The sequence below is a fragment of the Syntrophothermus sp. genome, assembly GCF_013314835.1.
GTDB classification, from domain to species: Bacteria; Bacillota; Syntrophomonadia; order Syntrophomonadales; family Syntrophothermaceae; genus Syntrophothermus; species Syntrophothermus lipocalidus.
In genome coordinates this window covers 14,904-33,971 of the sequence record NZ_JABUEX010000029.1, presented here as the reverse complement: position 1 = coordinate 33,971, position 19,068 = coordinate 14,904, and the positions used below count along the sequence as shown (strand labels likewise).

Sequence of the window (19,068 nt, the reverse complement as noted above, 5' to 3'; positions counted from 1 at the left end):
ACTTCTTGTACTAGTTGGTTGTTATCGTTCTGTGATATTGTCACCTTGTAATGGTTGGATTCTGTGTCAAGATTCAGACTGTCTATCTCCTCTAACCCTATCTTCAGTAACACTGCCGTCGTCTGCTGCACTGGGCGCTGTACCCGCTCTTCCAATTCTTCGAAGTTTCCCGCCGTTCTAAATACCTGAGACTTTTGCACACTGACCAGTCCCTAAAAATCGGGGAATTATCATAGATAAAAAAGGACTTCACCCCCCGTTTTGCCGAATTCTTAAGGTGACAAAAACCCAAAACCAACAAAACAGGAAAGGGTGAAGTCACCTATGAATATTCGGCAAGGAATCGCTTTTTCCTTCGAAGATGCACTAAAAATGCAACCAAAATCCAGGCTTGAGATGATCCTTTACACCCTCGATTTGGAACCTGTTCTCAGCAAGCTAAAAGAACCGGGAAAAACGAACCTAGGACCAAAAGGTTATCCTTATTACGCCCTACTCAATGCTTTAATCGCCATGCGGCTTGAAAACATGAAGAGTTTTACCCAATTGGTAGAGCGGCTGACCTATGACCCTTATCTCAGATACATCTGCGGTTTCGAACCGTTTGGAAACGTTCCCAGCGTATCGACTTTCAGCCGTTTCTACGCCCGGCTAGCCAGGATTGGAGCTCTTGAGGTTCTTTTTAATTCCCTGGTTGAAAAAGCCGAAAAGATGGGTTTAATCGATACATCAGCCGTAGCCATAGACTCGACTAAACTCGAGGCTTACGAGAAACCAGTGCCCAAGAAAAACATAAACCAAGATGGCAGAAGCGCTGACTGGGGCATCAAAAGCGATACCAACGGCAACCCGGTTAAGTGGTTAGGATACAGGCTTCACGCTGTCTGTGAAGTCGGGTCGGGGCTGCCGCTGGCTCTTCATGTAACCCCGGCCAGTACCCACGACAAGGAAGCGGTAAAAATCCTGCTTGAAAAGTGTCACAAGAACATAGAGAATAAGCCCCGTTACTATGTCATGGATGCGGCGTACGATGACAGAGAAATCTATGACCTGGTACATAAAGAATACCACGCTCAAGCTATTATCCCGCTTAACTGGCGCAACGCCAAACAGCCCAAAGCCGGGTTTGACTGGGACGGAACTCCTGTATGTTCAGCCGGTTACCGCATGGTTTACTGGGGTTCAAGCGGCGGCAAAAACAAGTTCCGCTGCCCCCACATACTGGGCAAATGCGACTGTCCCTTCGGATCCGCCTGGTGCTCGGAAAGCAACTACGGCTTGGTGGTAAAGACATCCGTGAAGCAGGATCCGAGATTGTTCACCGTTCCTCACCGGGGTACGAAAAACTGGAACAAGTTGTACAACCTGAGAACGTTCAGTGAACGTTGCTTTGCCCGGTTCAAAGAGAACCTCGGGCTAGAAACCGGATTAAAGCTGGGTAAATACGATAAAGTCAAGGCGCATGCTTATCTTTGTGCCATAACCATGTACGCAGCCGTAATCGCGGTCAACCAGCGGTACCAAAACCAAGAGAAATTAGCAGTCTAGCTGGTCTAGGATAACCCACTTACTCTAATAAAATAAACATAGATAGCCACTACAAGCACCGAAGGGAGGAGTATGCCTTTTTTGACAATGCCTGATTAGAATAAATGGAGCCTACTGTTTCTTTGTGACAATAACTGGTAATGATCCTACCGGTAACGATTGTTCCCGGTTTGTTTGAGTTCAGTTTTTCGAATTGTGCAAAAGTCTCAAGTGTCACATTCCATTTACAATGACCAAAAGCTGATGGAATTGCCTCTCACGAAATTGCTACATATAATGGCCATAGCTTGAAGAAAGGAAAGACGTCCCTGTTTGATGTGCTTCTGGAGGAAACAGAAGCACCAGGAACGTCCCCAGAAAGCATGGTCATTGTATCAAATCAAAATATCAGCTAATAGAAAAGCCCGAAAAGGGAGTTTTGTGTCATCGATCTGTGATATTGTCACTACTTGATTTTGCTAAGAATTCGATCCTCAAGCCTCATCAACATAGCCACTACCTCGGCCCGGGTCGCTGGTCGGTCGGGGTAGAACAAGCCCGACTCATCCACAGAGACTATGCCTTCCTCAAGAGCCTGTTTGATGTCCTGCTCCGCCCAGTGTCCTTCTATATCCTTGGCAGTCAACGAACCGGAATCCGTTAGACGCAAGAGCTCGGCTTTCACATCCGCGATGAATCCCCGCCAGCCAGATGCAGCGTCGGCGAACCCGAATTCCCGAGCCGTATTATCGTCGACAAAATAACGAGGACAGTCCTTCCCGGTAACGTCATAGTGTCTCCATAAGTCACCGGTCCCCAGGTTGTGCCGTTTCAACACCTCTGCCGCCAGCTGTACCGTTTGTTTATATGTTTTGGCAAAATTCCCATCTCGGTTAACGCACATCTCGATCCCAATCGTAGTGGAATTCGGGTACGAACCGAGTATCCGCAGGGCCTTTTCGGTGTACTTCTGGCCTCCTACGTGATAGGCCATCTCGTTCTCCGGCACACACTGCACTACTTCTGAATCATCAACTGTGTAATGAGCCGCCACCTTCTTTTCCGGATGATTCTCAAAGTAATCCCGGTTACGCCTGGCGTTGGCTCCCTGCGAACGGTTAGCGGTCCAGTGAATGACCAGCCCCTTGGGGGTGATACTGCGGCCGGGGCGACCGCCCTTACCCACAGTCAACCACAGTTTCTCCATCCTCACAACAGGCACCCCTCTTTCCGCACCTTCTCTTCCCGCTCATGATTAGACGTTAAAAAACTTGGAAACCGGCCGAGGCCTATCTCATTACAGTTTACACCACCCCGCCGGTTTTGGTGCCTGCTACCTGCCTTATAGCATCAGCTCGCCCAAAGTTTTTCTAACTGATAGTATTCTCTCTCTTGCTGGCGAAAAACGTGTACAATTACCGAGCCGTAGTCCAGCACAATCCATCGCCCCTCATTGAAACCCTCCCGCCTCAACGCACGGTATCCCTCTTCCAAGAGCATGTCCTCTATATTTTCAGCAATCATCTTGACCTGGATGGTACTCCGACCGCTCGCTATTACAAAGTAATCTGCCAGCACCGTCATCTCTCTAACATCTAACACCACCACGTCAACGGCCTTTTCCTCCGAAGCAACGTCGGCAATCCTCTTCGCCAACTCCCAGTCTGTCAAAAACCTAGCCCCCTCACGCCTCCCCCAACGGGGTGCAAGATCTCGAAAAACCTCTATACTTAATGGTTATTCTACCATACTGTCTAACCCTCGCAAAGCTCGCAGAAAACGGTTCCGAACCTTCACCGTTCGGGGATGAATAAGCCTGCCCTGTTCCAAACAGTAACGCAAGGTGAGGTCAAGCCCGTATACCATCGCCCTATCCAAATCCCTCTCCGCCAAGCACTTAAGGCGCTCCATTCCCGGGTAATCCCTCCCGGGCTCAAGCATATCGGCCAAGAAGATTATCTTGTCTAAAACGGTCATTTCTAAATCCCCGAGAGTGTGCTTGGCAACAGCTGAAAGTAACTCCTCGTCTTCGATCCCCAATCGTTCTCTCAAAAGAAACGCTCCGACCGGCGCGTGCAGAAGATCCGGAACCAGCTTCTCAACCTCGTCGGTAAGCAGGCCATTTCGAACGGCAATCGCCAGCAATTCTGCCCCGGATATGCCTTTAGCGTAATCGTGTAAGATGCCTGCCATGTAAGCCTGAAATGGATCGGTTCCAAACCTCTCAGCCATTTCTCGCGCTACTCGGGCCACACCCAAAGAGTGTTCGTAGCGTCGGGGTGAAAGCCTGTTCTTTATCTCTTTTTCGGCTTGCTCAGGGGTAAGTCCTATCATGATTCATATCACTCCCGGTAGAACCCATGTTCCCGAATATAATCCTCCACCGGCCTCGGCAAGAGATACCTCACTGGCTTGCCGGTAGCAATGCGATATCGAAGATCGGTGGAAGAAATATGCAGTCCAGGCACTTCAATGACTCGAAGGTTCCTCCAGAACTCTGCAGGCAAACCTTTGAGCCTTTCGTCGTCTTCCTTGAGCTCAAACCCCGGACGAACCGCGGTTATAAACCGGCAGAGCTCGATTAGTTTGTCGGCGTCTTTCCACGATTTCAGATCCAACAGGGCATCGAGACCGGTGATAAAGTAGATCTCTGCCTCCGGGTATTCGAAACGAAAGTAGCGCACCGTATCAATGGCATATGAATAACCTGGCCGGTCTATTTCTGCCTTCGAAACCTCAAAAAAAGGATTGTCCTTGATTGCCAGTCGCACCATCTCGTAGCGGTAGTTCTCACCCAAAACCGTTTCCCTGTGCTTGTGGGGGGGCCGGGCTGAAGGAATAAAAATGACCCGGTCCAATTCGCACTCATACCGGGCGCATTCAGCCAGAACCAGGTGCCCGTAATGCACAGGATCAAAGGTACCCCCGAATAGCCCTATTCGCTTGAAAATGCTTGCTTGCTGCTGGCTCAAGTCTCCTCATCCTAACCTCGGATTTGTCACATTAGGACTATCCTCTAATTATCGGTAAAGAGTCTGCACCAGTGATAGAGAAATCAAAAAGCGCTATATCTTTCTTCCCCCGAATACTGAAATTAATTATAATGTAAAGGATAACGCTCCGGAAGGAAATTCACCATGGAACGGGACATCGTATTAGTATTTCATAACCAGGGACTTCGCAGCTACATCGAAGTTGACCTATGCCCGCAGTGCCCCCGGCTTAACGATAAAGGGTGTTGCGGTTATTACTCGCCCGTATTTTATCCTACAGACCTGGCCTATATTATTCTTAATCGGCCCGGGCTGGTAGATCATATCTTCAGCCTACCACACCTGACAATCTTGGACGCTTCAGTAACGGTTAACAGCCTGGTTGACGATGACGGTTACCGCTGCCAATTTCATTCCCGTCAAACCGGGTGTCTTCTGCCGATGATGCTGCGCGAATCGGTTTGCCGCCATTTCGTTTGTCCCGGGATAGGCTGGTGGAAAGAAGAGTCCCTATCCCATTGGAAACTCTTCTTTGACCAGCTCGCAGAATATGAAATAGCAGTCAACAACCGTATATCCGACGAATTGAAACGGCGGGGGTTGACCTTACGGGTGCCCGAACTCCGCCCTACCTTTTATCGGGAGCTAATGCCTCTATTTAAGAAAGAAACCGAAGCAAAACCCGGTTTTTTCTCCCTGTGCCCAGCCCGGGAAAAGGTGGTTCTCCGGCGCCGGTTGTCGTTTGGTAAGGATTGGTGTCTGTAGCTTTCGATTAATATGGAGGTGTCGTTTTCGTGAACTGGAACCGCAATCAAAAAATGTTAGATAACGTCCTTCAATGCATAGGTTTGACGCCGCTCGTCAGGCTGAATCGTTTGGCCGAAGGCTTAAAGCCGGTTATAGCTGTCAAGCTGGAATACACTAACCCCAGCGGTAGCCTCAAAGACCGGGTAGTGTATCAAATCGTCGCAGATGCGGAAAAAAGAGGCGAGCTGAAACCGGGTATGATCCTTCTGGAAGGAACGACCGGCAATACCGGCATCGCCACCTGCATGGTCGGGGCTGCCAAAGGCTACAAGGTCATCATCGTCATGCCGGAGGGCATGAGTGAAGAGAGGAAGAAAACAATCCTAGCCTACGGGGCTGAACTTGTCTTGACTCCAGGAGCCGAAACCGATGTGGATCTGGTTTTGGAAGAAGTAGAACGGCAGAAACAGAAGTATCCCGGGCGGGTGTTCGAGGTCGGTCAGTTCGTGAGAAGTCAAAACGTGGAAAGCCATTACGAGACCACCGGGCCTGAGATCTGGGAACAAACAGGGGGAACGGTCGATGTCTTCATAATGTGCCAGGGAACCGGAGGCACGGTTACCGGTACTGCCAAGTTCCTAAAAGAGAAAAATCCAAACGTAAAGGTGTTTATCTCCGAGCCTATAGAATCCCCTATTCTGGCCGAGGGCAGGATTGGCCAGCACAAGATCCAGGGCATAGCCGACGGTCTGATACCACCGATCCTGGATTTCGAATACATCGACGGCATCATCCAGGTCCCATCAGACGAGGCCATAGCCGTTGCCCGCGATCTTGCGAGCAAGGAAGGCATGTTCTGCGGCATCTCCTCAGGATGTAACGTGGCTGCTGCGCTGAAGGCCGCCAAGGTATTCCCTGACGCCCGGTGTATTGTTACGGTGATAAACGACAACGGCTTGCGTTACTTCTCTACCGAGCTATGCGGGGTTCCCCGCACCCAGCCACCCCTGGACAGGGAATATAAGGTATCGGACGAAGATTGGATTCGGATTAAAAGCCGCAACTTGACCATAATAAGGTGAGAACTGAGAACTCGAAAAAAAGACGCTGATTTACGCAGACCGTTTTAACATAATAACGTTTCATCTGCGTTAATCAGCGTCTGCTTCAAACATACGCCTGGGCTCTACCTTAAAAACTCGCTCTCTTTCCTGCGGAAGAACAGCAAGTAAATTATTTCCAAGACACCGACGGTATTGAGAACCAGCAGCGCGATGTACCAGGCGAGTTGCCGTCCCCTGGCGGCGTGCCACAGGGCAATACCCTTCCAGACAACACTCCAAACGATGACAGCCCAAAGAACCGCCTGGTGTTCAAGAATGTACTGGGCCACAGAATTAAGAAACACGACATCCACCTCCTATATTCTTCATGTGCCAGCAGAATACCTTAAACCCCCTTGCTCATTCCCTTATCTGCCCGCTGCCAAAGATTATAAATTTCGTGCTTGTCAGCTCTTCCAGCCCCATCGGCCCCCGCGCGTGCAGCTTCTGGGTGCTTATCCCCATCTCAGCCCCAAAGCCGAATTGGAAACCGTCGGTGAATCGGGTGGAGGCGTTCACGAAAACGCAGGCGGCATCCACTGCAGCCAAGAACCGCCTAGCGTTGTCATAATCCTTGGTAACGATAGCTTCTGTATGCATGGTGCCGTAGCGGTTAATATGACTTATCGCCTCTTCCAGGCTGTTAACCACGCGAATGGCCAGTATCAGGTCCAAATACTCGGTCTCCCAGTCTTGTTCGGTAGCCGGCTTTACCCCCGGTACGATAGCCCGGGTCCGTTCACAACCCCGCAACTCTACCCCTCGCTGGAGCAATTCCGCGCACGCCCCCGGCAGAAACTTTTCCGCAATTTTCTCATGTACAAGTAGGGTTTCGGTAGCATTGCAGACTGAAGGGCGCTGGGTCTTGGCGTTTATGATTATTCGGGTCGCCATTTCTACATCGGCAAACTCGTCCACATATGTATGGCAGTTGCCCATTCCCGTCATAATGACCGGTACCGTCGCGTTGGCCTGCACCGCCTCTTTAAGTCCTTTGCCGCCCCGCGGAATCAAAACATCGAGAAACTCATTCATGCGCATCAGCTCGATGGCATCTTCGCGGCTCGCACTATCCACGAACTGAATAGCTCCTTCCGGAATTCCGCAATTCTGGGCTGCCCCGGCGATGATGCGAGCTATAGCCCGGTTGGAATTGATAGCCTCTTCTCCACCCCTAAGCAGAATCGCATTCCCCGTTTTCAGACACAGGCTGGCTGCATCCGCGGTCACATTGGGACGTGACTCGTAGATTATTCCGATGACCCCTAAAGGTACCCTCATCCGCCCGATCTCCAGCCCATTTGGCCGCCTCCACATCTTTATAACCTCGCCGATCGGGTCAGGCAGCGAAGCTACATCTTCCACTCCCGCAGCCATATCCTCGATCCTGGCCTCGGTCAATAACAAGCGATCCAGCAGCGCGGCAGTTAATCCTTGTTTGCGACCGTTTTCCATATCGACGGCGTTAGCAGCCAGGATCTCGCTTTTTTCCTCTCTGAGGGCCCGGGCCATGGCCATCAAGGCCTCGTTCTTCTGAGAAGTCGAAGCTGTGGCCAAGATGCGGGCCGCTTCCCTCGCTTTTCTCCCCATTTCGTACAACTGCATTTTCATGAAAATACGAACACCCCTTTCCAAGACTTCTGCCGGTCCTTAACCTTCGAAGGTCGTTGCTTTATTTTAACACTTAACACTCCTCTTCAAAAACCGCAAGACACGAAAGAGCTGCCACGGAACCGATCCTGTGGCAGCTCTTTCCTTCAGATCAACGGTGGTACCAGCTTTCATATAACCTGGGCGATGCCATCCTGGGAGTATTTTTCCCGTAGTTTGGGCTTTTCAATCTTGCCCGTCGGGTTACGCGGGATCTTATCGAAAAATACCTGTCGTGGCCGTTTGTATCTAGGCAATGCTTCGCAAAAGGCAAGTATAGAGTCTTCTGTCAAATCTCGTCCCGGCTTCACTTCGATGACAGCCACCGGGATCTCGCCTAGCCTGCGGTCAGGCATTCCTATCACCGCTGCGTCTTTTATGTCGTCATGGGTGCGCAGAAAATCTTCGATTTCGACCGGGTAGATATTCTCTCCCCCTGAGATAACCACATCTTTCTTGCGGTCAACCAGGTAGATAAAACCGTCCTTGTCCTGGCGTACCATGTCACCCGTGTAAAGCCAACCATCTTTGAGGGTACTCTTCGTGGCTTCCGGATCCTTATAATACCCTTTCATCACTCCGGGCCCCCTCACTATCAACTCGCCGACTTTACCACGAGGTACAAGGCGCCCGTTTTCATCCACAATCCTGGCTTCCCAGTTAAATCCAGGAATACCGATGGCCCCAACCTTATGGATGTTTTCGATACCGAGATGAACGCAGCCGGGTCCGGTCGATTCGCTCAAACCGTAGTTGGTGTCATACTGTTGGTTGGGGAAATACTTTTTCCACCGGTAGATAAGGCTGGGAGGTACTGGCTGAGCCCCGATATGCATCAACCGCCACTGGTCAAGCCTGTAATCGCGAAGGTTAACCTCGCGGCTCTCAATGGCGTCCAGAATATCCTGTGCCCATGGAACCAAAAGCCATACGATTGTTGCCTCTTCTTCCGACACGGCCTCCAATATCCAGCGAGGCTCCACCCCGCGCAGGATAACCGCTTTACCCCCTACGATCAGACTACCAAACCAATGCATCTTAGCACCCGTATGATAAAGGGGAGGTATGCAAAGAAAGGTGTCTTCCTTTGTCTGAAGATGATGCCTGTTTTCGGTTATACAGGCTGAAACCAGATTGGAGTGGGGATGAATAATAGCCTTGGGAGTCCCAGTCGTCCCTGATGAGAAATACAAGGCCGCCTCATCACTGTCCTCGATAATTACTCCGGGATCGGTTTCCGGTGCCTTCTCCAACAACTCCCGGTAATCCGAGGCGTAAGCCGGGCAGTCTTCTCCCACAAAAATCATTTTCTCCACCCAGCTAACTTCATTCCGGATAGCCTCCACTCTTTCTACAAACTCAGGGCCAAAAATCAGGACTCTCGCCTCTACAGCCTCAATGCTTCTTTTGATCTCCGCCGCCGTATAACGAAAATTTAAAGGTACGGCCAAAGCCCCCGTTTTTAGCACCCCAAAGTAAATGGGCAGCCATTCAAGACAGTTCATCATCAAAATAGCTACCCTATCTCCCTTACGGACGCCTTCGGCCAGCAGAACATGAGCCAGCTTGTTGGCCATATGTTCGAACTGCAGCCAGGTTATCTCGCGTCGAAGCCCTACACCGGGATCCCGCTCGATTAAACTTATATCATTCGGGTACATCCGGGCATTCCGGGACAACATCTCCGTTATAGGCACAGTCTCACAACCTCCCTACCGAAGTTCAAAAATCCTGTAAAAAAAGAAAAAATTCAACCTTCCAGCAGAAAAGTTGAATTCTCCACTTCAGGTATCGCCTACCACCCTCTCCATCCTGCGATTGTCTCCTTTCGGTCAAACGCTAAATCTTGTTACCGAACACTCACTGGTCACAGCACAGCATAAAGCCTTCCCACGATGACTACACTTGGTTTAATTATACACGCTAAAAACATGAGTGACCAGAGGTATTTGAGATTTAGTCGAATTGAGATTTACGAATACAGAAGATGGGACCCAATCCTTCTCTTTTCTGCCTCGGGTTACGCTTGACAACGCAGTGCTTGATGTCTAAAATTACACTTGTACAGAAACTAGTCTTGAGTAAATCGTGTCGGAGTGGTGGAACTGGCAGACACGTACGTTTGAGGGGCGTATGGGAAACCGTGCGGGTTCAAGTCCCGCCTCCGACACCATAGCAATGTACGCTCCGAAAGGAGCGTTTTTATTACCGGTTAAAAGTCGTGGCCGTTTGTGCGAAGCGTGGCCACTTTTTTCTTTAGTGAGTTCTTGGAATACTATAGACTATAGACGTCCAAGGTTTGTACCACCCTGTCTTGAAGGTGACGAAAATCGTGAACTGGGAAACAGGAACAGCTGTCGTTATATTCTTCACTGTATACTTCTTGATTGTTTCTGAAAAGATCCACCGTGCCGTTGCCGCTTTACTCGGAGCAGGCGCAGTTATCTGGTTGGGTATTATCACCCAAGCCGAAGCAGTGAGAAGTATAGACTTCAATACTATTGGCCTTTTAGTCGGCATGATGATTATCGTCGGCATCACCAAACGGAGCGGTTTGTTCGAGTTCCTCGCCATCTGGTCTGCTCAGAAAACGAAAGGTAATCCCGTACGAATATTGATTGCATTGTCATCACTCACCGCCATCGCCTCTGCTTTTCTCGACAATGTAACCACGGTATTGCTGATAGTGCCTGTTACTTTCGCCATAACCGATGAACTAGGGCTGAATCCTTTCCCTTTTCTATTCAGCGAAGTCTTGGCCTCCAACATAGGCGGAACCGCCACCCTAATCGGAGATCCACCGAATATAATGATAGGCAGCGGGGCAGGGCTGGGGTTTCTGGATTTCCTTCTTAACCTAACCCCCGTCATAGTTGTGGTGTTCCTGTGTACCCTAGGTCTATGCGCTGTAATCTTTCGCAAAGACCTTCAACTGGCAGAGGAAAAGAAACAGGCGGTTTTGGAGTTCGGTTCGCGCGACGCTCACGATTACATAAAAGACTATTTATTGCTCAAAAGAAGCCTTACGGTGTTAGGCCTGGTTATAGTCGCCTTTGTTCTGCATCAATGGCTAGGTTTAGAATCCGCTACCATCGCTTTGGGTGGAGCGGCTGTTCTGATGTTGATCATGCCCGACTTTGAACCGGAGGAAGCCCTGCTTACGGTAGAATGGCCTACCATCTTCTTTTTCATCGGGTTGTTCATCGTCGTAGGAGCATTGGAAAAAGTGGGAGTGATACGGTTTCTGGCTCACCAAGCCATAGCTCTCACCGGGGGCAAACCCCACGTGATGGCTATGACCGTCCTCTGGACATCGGCCCTGTTTTCCTCATTTGTGGACAACATCCCGTTTACGGCGACCATGATTCCCCTGCTAAAATCGGTGGGAACACTCTCCGGTGCCAACCTCGGCCCTTTATGGTGGGCCTTATCGTTGGGGGCCTGCTTAGGCGGTAACGGAACCCTGATTGGGGCCTCAGCCAATCTGGTAGTAGCCGGTATCGCAGCCAGGCAAGGAGTGGTAATCACTTTTAAGGAATACTTTAAGTACGGCTTCCCTTTAATGCTCATTTCTATCATAATATCGACTGTCTATATATGGGTACGCTACCTAACCTGACCGCCAGCCAGCTTAACGTGTCCCCGATCCAAACCCGGCCATGTCGCCCAAGCATCACAGCGGCTAGGCTTTGCGCCTAGCCGTATTTTTCGAGCTGGCACGACGGTTTAGCTCCCAGCCGTTTCGAGTTCCAAAGTCAGCCAATCTACCATCTCCATGGTATCCAGTTTAAAGCCTCGCACTTCCTTCCCTATCATCTTAAAAGCCTCCCGCTGGTAAAGCCACAACATAGGTGCATCGTCCACAATGATGGCTTCTGCTCTCCTCATAAGGTTCAGGCGTTCCCGACTGCTAACCGTTTCCGACCGAGCGGTGTCGATTATCTTATCTACTTGGGGGTTAGAATAGCCAGTAAAATTGCCGATTCCCACGTTTTGACTGCAGTATAAAGGATACAGAAAACCGTCGATATCCGGATAATCCGCCTCCCATCCCAACCGGAAAAACGGGTAGGAACAGTTGGTCAAGCCCTTCAGGTACTGCTCCCAGGTAATGCCCTGCAACTTCACGCTGATGCCAATATTGGCAAGCTGGGCCGCCACCGCTTCTGCTACCCTCCGGTGGCCTGGGCTTTCATTGAAAACCAAGGTTAAAGTAGGTAACCCCTGCCCGTCTGGATATCCCGCCTCCTCCAAGAGCTCCCTGGCTCGTTCCGGATCGTAGTCGTACCCAGACATTCCCCGATCATACCCCGCAAGCCCCATAGGGTATGCTCCTTTCATCGGTACCCCCAGGCCACCATTAATGTTATCGATAATCGTTTGGCGGTCCACAGCGTAATTCAACGCTCTCCGCAGATAGTGGTTATCGGCAAACGGTTCGCGATTAACGTTAAACCCTAGAGCATAAATGGCTTGCACGGGCTTCACTGTAAACAGACCGTGGTAATAGGTACTGGTCCGTATCTCTTTGACTTTAGCTAGCGGCACCTCATCCAGGTAGTCCAGCTTCTTCGCCGTGTAATCCGCCCAAGCCTTTTCTACGTCGGAATAACTGATGAATTGGATTTCGCCCAGTTTAGCCCTTCCCCGATGATAGCGGTCGTACCTGGTCACCGTCACCTTACCGTTGGCTAATTCTTGGAATTTAAAAGGCCCGGTTCCGGCCAGAACTTGCCCTCGATCCTCGGTATCCCTTATCCAAAAAACCGGATTTGTCAGAGAAGAAACAAAAGCAGCATCCGGACGGTCAAGGGTGATTTTTAAGGTATCTTCATCCACTACCCTGACCCCTGAAAGTTCTTTAGCTTTCCCGTTCAGTCTTTCTTTCGCCCCCGCTATCGGTGAGAAGAGCCACTTCCCGTCCCACTTGGTTTTGTCAAAAGACAGTTCCCAGGACTCCTTAACATCGCTGGCTTTGAGCCTTTTACCGTTATGAAACCGTACATTTCTCTTAAGAGTAATACTGATTTCCTTCCCGTCACTAGATATCTTCCAGTCTTGGGCTAAATTTGGCCTTATGGTCCCCGTGCTTTCATCGTACCTGACCAAACCTTCGTAAATCGTGGATGCCGCCAGTTTTTCTTGGTGGGTAGTTACCAAAGCCGGGTCTAACGTCTTGATATATCCAACAATCCCTACCATGAAAGGTCTAGACTGAAGACTGACCGTGTAAGTGCTGCGTGACCAGTATGTCCAACTCAAGAGGAGAAAAAGCCCTAACAACGCCCCAACAACTGACAGCCGGCGGCTTGAAACGTACAACTGGATAACCCCCCTCGTAATCCTAACCCATTTATATTAAAGGAGGTTACCATATATTCCTAAGGCGCGTGGGTAGCTGAAAATCCTGTCTTCCCTCTGCTTCACCGGTAACCCTGACTTGAATATATCGTGCGGTATATTTCGTAATCGGTCAGCACTACTTTGACGTACCTTTTCGTCTCGGCAAACGGAATGTCGTCTACCGTTTCTTTACGCCCGTCCCAGATACCCTCTACCAGCCATTTCCTCACGTTACCACGGCCAGCGTTGTATGCAGCAACCGCCAGTGGCAAACGCCCCCCGAATTCCTGTATCAAATCCGCGATGTACCAACACCCCATTTCGATGTTAACCTGGGGGTTGTCGAGCTCCTCTTCCTCAAAATCGGTCCGGTTCATCTGTTCCGAGATCCATCTCGCGGTTTCGGGCATTATTTGCATCAGGCCCCGGGCTCCCCTTGCCGACTGGGCTTGGGTTTTGAATTCGCTTTCTGCCCGTATGATGGCAAAAACCAAATACGGGTCAACCCCGAACTGGTTAGCATAATTGAACACGTATTCCCGGTGAGGTAAGGGATAAAAGAAGGTAACCCATTGAGGGAAAGACAGGACTATCATCAGAAACAAAAACAATACCAGCCACAATAGCAAGACAACCCTGTGGCCGGAAATAGCACGCAACCTCGGCACGCGACCACTACCTTTTCTTTTCTTTAATCTTATCGTCATGGGCAGAGATTGTTTCGTAGAAAAATCTGGTGGTCTGCTCAACCGTTTCATCCAATGTTCCTGAATTATTTATAACCCTATCAGCCCTTCTCGCTTTCTCTTCCAGAGGCATTTGGGCTCTTATTCGTTGCCAGGCTTCTTCCGGGGTAAAACCCTCTCTTTCCATCAGTCGTTCCAGTTGAGCCTTTTCATCCGCCCAAACCACCCAAATCTCGTCCGCCATTCGGAACATGCCCGATTCAAAAAGGAGCGGCACGTCCAATACCACCACCGCCTCGGGGTTTTCTCTTGCCAAACGTGCCAGCTCTTCTCTAAAATACTCGATAACCCTGGGGTGAGTTATACGGTTGAGCTTCGCCAGCAAACTCTGGTCGCTGAAAACCAGTTTTCCCAAGACCTCGCGATTGATAGTCATATCTTCGTTAAGAACCTGTTGCCCGAACTCTTTCACTATGTCTTGCCATGCCGGTTGCCCCGGCTCCACCACTTTGCGGGCCACTTTATCCGCATCGATGATCACGGCGCCCAAACTCTTGAGTATGTAGGAAACGGTACTCTTACCGGAAGCTATCCCCCCGGTAAGCCCAATGACCCTCATGTCTACCACTCTTTCTTAGACTATTTTCAACAGACCTAAAGACACAAGTATTAAGCCGGCGACCACCGTGGACGTTTTTTTCAAGAACCCGTTGGTGACGGTTTTGCCTACTACAAGCCCTGTCTTTACCATCAAGAACTCAGCGAGACCTACCATTAAAGCTGTAATGACAATGTTATAACCGGTCATCGCTACCCCTAGTCCCGCAGCCATCGCATCCATAGCCAAGGCTAAACCCAGAAAAAAGGCCTCCCGCGCACTTATTTCCCCTGAAGCATCGAAGTCAGCGCAGCCAGGTTCTTTCATTATCTGTATAATGATACCAAGAGGCCGGATGTTCAAACAAAGAAGAGTATAATCTTTCTGCTTACGTTCGTCCCTGACCGGTTTCAGTGCTCCTATAATAATTCCCACACCTATTATGACAAGAATAGCAGCTCCGACGGCTCCTGCAACATGGGGGCTCAAATAAACAGCAATACCACGCCCCAGTACCATAGAAGAAGCGACAAGCGTCATCGAGGCCAAGCATATTACTGTTAAAGAAAGCCAGGGTATAGCTATGTTTCTTAGCCCGTAAGCCACTCCCGCCCCAAATCCATCTAAACTCAAAGCTAAGGCGAACATTGTCATGGCCACCCATTCCATTCCCGCTCATACCCCTCTCCCGTGTTCCGTAAACCGTTAACAGCTACAGTTACTATATGGGCCGGAGTATGAACAGGTGCGTGTCCTTCAGCACGTAGTTGGGCGAAGGCTACTCTTGGCATATCGCACAGTAATGGGTGGTACGGCCTCCGATCACGGTCTTTTGCACAGGCTGGCCGCATTTGGGACAGGGTTGACCGTATCGGCCATACACCGCCAAATGAGTCTGAAACTGCCCGGGCTGATTGAACCCATCGCGGTAATCGCGGAAAGTCGTCCCCCGCCATTCGATAGCCCGGGTTATTACCTCCTTTATCGCGGCATGAAGACGGCTGATCTCATACTCGTTTAACTCGGAAGCCCCCCGAGCTGGATGAAGGCCGGCGGCAAAAAGGATTTCGTCGGCGTAGATATTGCCGATGCCGGCTACTACCCCTTGGTCCAGCAGAACCGGCTTGATGGAAGCGGACCGCCGCTTTAGCCGGCGAGCCAGTTCTTCTGGTCCAAATGACGGGTCTAGAGGTTCAGGTCCCAAGGAAGAAAAAAAACCTCCTGTATCCTTTACAAAACTAATGTTGCCAAAGCGCCTAGGGTCTTGGTAACGCACGTCTTTTTCCCCTTCTAGATTTATGACCATGTGGGTGTGATCTGCTATTGGCTCGCTGCTCGCCACCATCAATAAGCGCCCGGTCATTCCCAGGTGCACCACCAAGTGGCGGGCACAGCTTAACTTTATTACCAGGTACTTGCCCCGGCGGGTAACATCGATGATCTCGGAACCGACAGCATTTTCGACCCCGAAATCGCATCGTTTCACTATGTCCGATCTCAACACCATCAAACCGGTGACCGTCTTGCCAACTATGGGCCCCAGCGATCTTTTGATGGTTTCGACCTCAGGCAATTCAGGCATTGCTGATTTCCCACCGTTTCATGTCATACCAGTTGGCTCCCACCTTGACCTCTACCTCCAGTGGCACCTTCAGTTCAAAGGCGTTTTCCATGCAGTCTCGCACCAGCAAGGCCACTTCCTCAAGCTCCTCCAACGGCACTTCGAAAACCAGGTCATCGTGAACCTGCAGCAACATCCTCGAACGCAGGTTACGCCGCTTCAATTCCCTGTATACTGACAGCATAGCCAGTTTGATTATATCAGCCGATGTTCCTTGAATCGGAGCGTTTAATGCCATTCTTTCCGCCATACTCCTCACCGTTCGGTTACTGCTTAAAAGGTCAGGAAGATACCGCCGCCGTCCCAGTACGGTCGAAACATAACCCTTTTCTCGCCCCATGGCCACTACTTCCTGCATGTACCTGCGAACCCCGGGGTAGCTGTCCAGATATCTCTCGATGTAAGCCTTGGCCTCTTCCCTGGTAACCCCTGTCCCCCTGGCTAACCCGAAATCACTTATCCCGTAAACTATGCCGAAGTTCACCGCCTTGGCCTTCCGCCGCAGATCCGGAGTCACCTGATCCAGGGGGACCTTGAATATTTCGGAAGCAGTTCGCTGGTGAATGTCAATCCCCTGGCGAAAAGTTTCGATTAAATTCTCGTCGCCGCTCATATGAGCCAGTGAACGCAGGTCGATCTGGGAGTAATCGCACGAGAGCAGGATATGGTCTTCGTCACCCGGCACGAACGCCTTCCTGATACGTCTGCCTTCTTCCATGCGAATCGGGATGTTCTGTAAATTAGGCTCAACACTGGATAAACGCCCTGTAGCAGTAACCGCTTGTTTGAAAACCGTATGGACCCTTCCTGTTTCGGGATGAATGTACCCGGGGAACGTATCGACGTAGGTGGATTTGAGTTTGGCCAAAGTCCGGTATTCGACGATGTGTTCGATTATCTCGTGGGATCCATACAGTTCTTCCAGCACCTCGGCACTGGTCGAGTACCCGGTCTTGGTCTTCTTCACCGGAGGCAGGCCCAGATCTTCAAACAATACCTTGCCCAGCTGGCGAGTAGAGTTGATGTTGAATTCCTGCCCGGCCACCTGGTAAATGCGGGCCTGGTCTTCGGCTATGCGGAGAGCTAACTCCTGGGAAATCTCCGCTAGAATTCTCGGATCCACCTTAATCCCGGTAAACTCCATATCGGCTAAAACTGGAGACAGCGGCAATTCAACGACCTTGTAAAGGTTTACAAGATCCTGGCTCCCCAGTTTTTCCTCCAGAACTTGGTGTAGTTTTTTCAGCCCCCGAACGGCGAGGCCCGGATCCATCTTTTCATCGACCACTTCACCCAGATAATGAAAAAGATGTTCGCTGAGCGTCTCCCCAGAAAACCCCGGATCCAGCACATACGATAACAGCAGGGTATCGCCGCGCACGCCTTGTAATTTCAACCCGTACCTCTTGAGTACAACTTCTATGAACTTACCGTTGTGCACCAGTTTCCCAATCTCTTCGTTTTCCAAAAACGCCCGCAGTTTTTCCAAGGCAGCCCGCGGGTCCTGCTCTACTTCGAACACATAAACATCTTCGCCATTGGCGATAAAAAGGCTCTTGGGCTTAGCCCACATCGGGTGGTGATAGTCGGCTAATAAATACAGGCTAACTTCTTCATCCGGTCTTAGATCCCGGATTATGTCGAGTACCTGGCCAGCATCCCCCACGATTACTGGTCCTGTAGGCGATTCGGCGGGCGGCTTATCCTTGTCCAAATCTTTCAGTAAAGAATTGAACTCGAGCTCCTGGTAAACCCTCACCAACCGTTCCCGCTGCGGAGGTCGCCGTCTCAGTTTTTCGAATTCAACTTCTAAAGGCACATCCTTAACAATAGTTGCCAGCTTGCGGCTGAGAAAAGCCTGGTCTTTGTGGGCCGTGAGTAGTTCCCGCAACCTAACGGGCGTAATCTCATTCAGGTTGGCGTAGATTCCTTCCAGCGAGCCGTACTGCTTTACCAGTTTGATTGCGGTCTTACGGCCAATGCCAGGCACACCCGGAATGTTGTCGGAAGCGTCTCCCATTAAACCTTTTACGTCCGGCAACTGGTAAGGAGAGACCTCCCATTTCCCGTGTACAGCCTGTAAATCGTACCTTTCCATTTCGCTTATTCCCTTTTTAGTTACCAAAACTTCGATTCCCGGTGAAACCAGCTGCAGTTCATCCTGGTCCCCGGTCACGATAATACAGGGTAAACCCTGCTCCCCAGCCCTGACACTCAAGGTCCCAATGATGTCATCTGCCTCATAACCGCTCATTTCGATGTAGGAAACGTTCAGAGCTTCTAACACCTCTCTCAAAATCCCGAACTGTTCTCTAAGTTCAGGCGGAGCCGGCGGTCGGTGAATTTTGTACTCGCCATATTCTTCTGAGCGCAACGTCCTCCGGTCCTTGTCAAAAGCTACTATGATATGTGAAGGCTGGTACTCCGATAGCACTTTAGACAGCATGTTGAGAAAACCGTAGACCGCATTGGTAAAAGTACCGCGCCGATTACGCAACAGCGGCAAAGCATAAAAAGCTCGATAAAGCAAGCTGTTCCCGTCTATAATCATCACGCGTTCTTGACCCAATGTTCTTAAACCACCTTTACTGATATTTGAACCACACAAGCCCTCACGGTAATCTGTCCCCGAAAATAAACCACAGATGCACACAGATTTATACAGATTTTCACAGATGATTATAAATTTTTTGGCATAATTGTTGCCGTGTTTCTTGGAAAGGTCGGTTGATCGTTCTCTAGTGGTGACACCGTTAGGTGTCGTGGGGGTCTGCGTTAATCAGCGTCAAATCTTAATCGG

At 50.3% G+C, this 19,068-nt stretch carries 18 protein-coding genes and 1 tRNA gene; 5 read left to right on the top strand and 14 right to left on the bottom strand.

What is annotated here, in order from left to right:
• Positions 1–200, bottom strand: a 200-nt coding sequence (locus HPY90_RS09950; protein ID WP_287194120.1) for a hypothetical protein, incomplete at its 3' end; no start/stop codon positions are given.
• A 124-nt stretch (positions 201–324) separates the two neighbouring features.
• Here HPY90_RS09950 and HPY90_RS09945 point away from each other — a divergent pair.
• Positions 325–1,548: a transposase gene (locus tag HPY90_RS09945; RefSeq protein WP_287194118.1), complete on the top strand. Its 1,224-nt coding sequence runs from the start codon at positions 325–327 to the stop codon at positions 1,546–1,548.
• 445 nt (positions 1,549–1,993) lie between these two features.
• On the opposite strand, the gene HPY90_RS09940 is transcribed toward HPY90_RS09945, so the two are convergent.
• The 4 genes from HPY90_RS09940 to nadD all read right to left on the bottom strand — a co-directional run bounded on the left by HPY90_RS09940 (position 1,994) and on the right by nadD (position 4,499).
• Positions 1,994–2,734 (bottom strand): N-acetylmuramoyl-L-alanine amidase, encoded by a 741-nt coding sequence (locus HPY90_RS09940; RefSeq protein WP_287194125.1) that lies wholly within the window; start codon positions 2,732–2,734, stop codon positions 1,994–1,996.
• 143 nt (positions 2,735–2,877) lie between these two features.
• On the bottom strand, positions 2,878–3,198 hold the full coding sequence (rsfS, locus tag HPY90_RS09935) for a ribosome silencing factor (RefSeq protein ID WP_013175839.1): 321 nt from the start codon (positions 3,196–3,198) through the stop codon (positions 2,878–2,880).
• A 66-nt stretch (positions 3,199–3,264) separates the two neighbouring features.
• The gene (gene yqeK, locus HPY90_RS09930) at positions 3,265–3,861 is read right to left on the bottom strand and encodes a bis(5'-nucleosyl)-tetraphosphatase (symmetrical) YqeK (RefSeq protein ID WP_287194117.1); all 597 of its coding nucleotides are present in this window, start codon (positions 3,859–3,861) and stop codon (positions 3,265–3,267) included.
• 8 nt (positions 3,862–3,869) lie between these two features.
• Entirely contained in the window at positions 3,870–4,499 is a 630-nt protein-coding gene (gene nadD, locus HPY90_RS09925; RefSeq protein ID WP_287194115.1) for a nicotinate-nucleotide adenylyltransferase, read from the bottom strand.
• Between the two features lie 165 nt (positions 4,500–4,664).
• On the opposite strand from nadD, the gene HPY90_RS09920 reads away from it, so the two are divergent.
• Positions 4,665–5,285: a hypothetical protein gene (locus tag HPY90_RS09920; RefSeq protein WP_287194114.1), complete on the top strand. Its 621-nt coding sequence runs from the start codon at positions 4,665–4,667 to the stop codon at positions 5,283–5,285.
• A gap of 29 nt (positions 5,286–5,314) precedes the next feature.
• Entirely contained in the window at positions 5,315–6,349 is a 1,035-nt protein-coding gene (locus tag HPY90_RS09915; RefSeq protein ID WP_287194112.1) for a PLP-dependent cysteine synthase family protein, read from the top strand.
• 104 nt (positions 6,350–6,453) lie between these two features.
• On the opposite strand, the gene HPY90_RS09910 is transcribed toward HPY90_RS09915, so the two are convergent.
• The 3 genes from HPY90_RS09910 to HPY90_RS09900 form a co-directional block, all read right to left on the bottom strand.
• Positions 6,454–6,675: a DUF5652 family protein gene (locus tag HPY90_RS09910; RefSeq protein WP_287194110.1), complete on the bottom strand. Its 222-nt coding sequence runs from the start codon at positions 6,673–6,675 to the stop codon at positions 6,454–6,456.
• Positions 6,676–6,730: 55 nt separating this feature from the next.
• Positions 6,731–7,975: a glutamate-5-semialdehyde dehydrogenase gene (locus HPY90_RS09905; RefSeq protein WP_287194123.1), complete on the bottom strand. Its 1,245-nt coding sequence runs from the start codon at positions 7,973–7,975 to the stop codon at positions 6,731–6,733.
• Positions 7,976–8,151: 176 nt separating this feature from the next.
• Entirely contained in the window at positions 8,152–9,717 is a 1,566-nt protein-coding gene (locus HPY90_RS09900) for a class I adenylate-forming enzyme family protein (RefSeq protein ID WP_287194108.1), read from the bottom strand.
• A gap of 393 nt (positions 9,718–10,110) precedes the next feature.
• Between HPY90_RS09900 and HPY90_RS09895 the strand changes: the two genes are divergently transcribed.
• Positions 10,111–10,193 (top strand) — tRNA-Leu (locus tag HPY90_RS09895).
• A 159-nt stretch (positions 10,194–10,352) separates the two neighbouring features.
• A complete protein-coding gene (locus tag HPY90_RS09890) occupies positions 10,353–11,639 on the top strand; it encodes an ArsB/NhaD family transporter (RefSeq protein ID WP_287194106.1) in 1,287 nt (428 codons plus the stop codon).
• A gap of 107 nt (positions 11,640–11,746) precedes the next feature.
• Here the strand turns inward: HPY90_RS09890 and HPY90_RS09885 are convergent, their stop codons facing one another.
• From HPY90_RS09885 to polA, 6 genes are all read right to left on the bottom strand, one after another.
• Positions 11,747–13,342 (bottom strand): ABC transporter substrate-binding protein, encoded by a 1,596-nt coding sequence (locus HPY90_RS09885; RefSeq protein WP_287194104.1) that lies wholly within the window; start codon positions 13,340–13,342, stop codon positions 11,747–11,749.
• A gap of 101 nt (positions 13,343–13,443) precedes the next feature.
• Entirely contained in the window at positions 13,444–14,031 is a 588-nt protein-coding gene (locus HPY90_RS09880) for a lytic transglycosylase domain-containing protein (protein ID WP_287194102.1), read from the bottom strand.
• A gap of 7 nt (positions 14,032–14,038) precedes the next feature.
• Positions 14,039–14,668: a dephospho-CoA kinase gene (coaE, locus tag HPY90_RS09875; RefSeq protein ID WP_287194100.1), complete on the bottom strand. Its 630-nt coding sequence runs from the start codon at positions 14,666–14,668 to the stop codon at positions 14,039–14,041.
• A 15-nt stretch (positions 14,669–14,683) separates the two neighbouring features.
• Positions 14,684–15,316 carry a sporulation membrane protein YtaF gene (gene ytaF, locus HPY90_RS09870; protein WP_287194098.1) on the bottom strand — a complete coding sequence of 211 codons (633 nt, stop codon included), beginning with the start codon at positions 15,314–15,316 and terminating at the stop codon, positions 14,684–14,686.
• Positions 15,317–15,425: 109 nt separating this feature from the next.
• On the bottom strand, positions 15,426–16,229 hold the full coding sequence (mutM, locus tag HPY90_RS09865; RefSeq protein ID WP_287194096.1) for a bifunctional DNA-formamidopyrimidine glycosylase/DNA-(apurinic or apyrimidinic site) lyase: 804 nt from the start codon (positions 16,227–16,229) through the stop codon (positions 15,426–15,428).
• On the bottom strand, positions 16,222–18,837 hold the full coding sequence (gene polA, locus HPY90_RS09860) for a DNA polymerase I (protein WP_287194094.1): 2,616 nt from the start codon (positions 18,835–18,837) through the stop codon (positions 16,222–16,224). The genes mutM and polA overlap by 8 nt, the downstream gene beginning before the upstream one ends.
• Between the last annotated feature and the right edge of the window lie 231 nt (positions 18,838–19,068).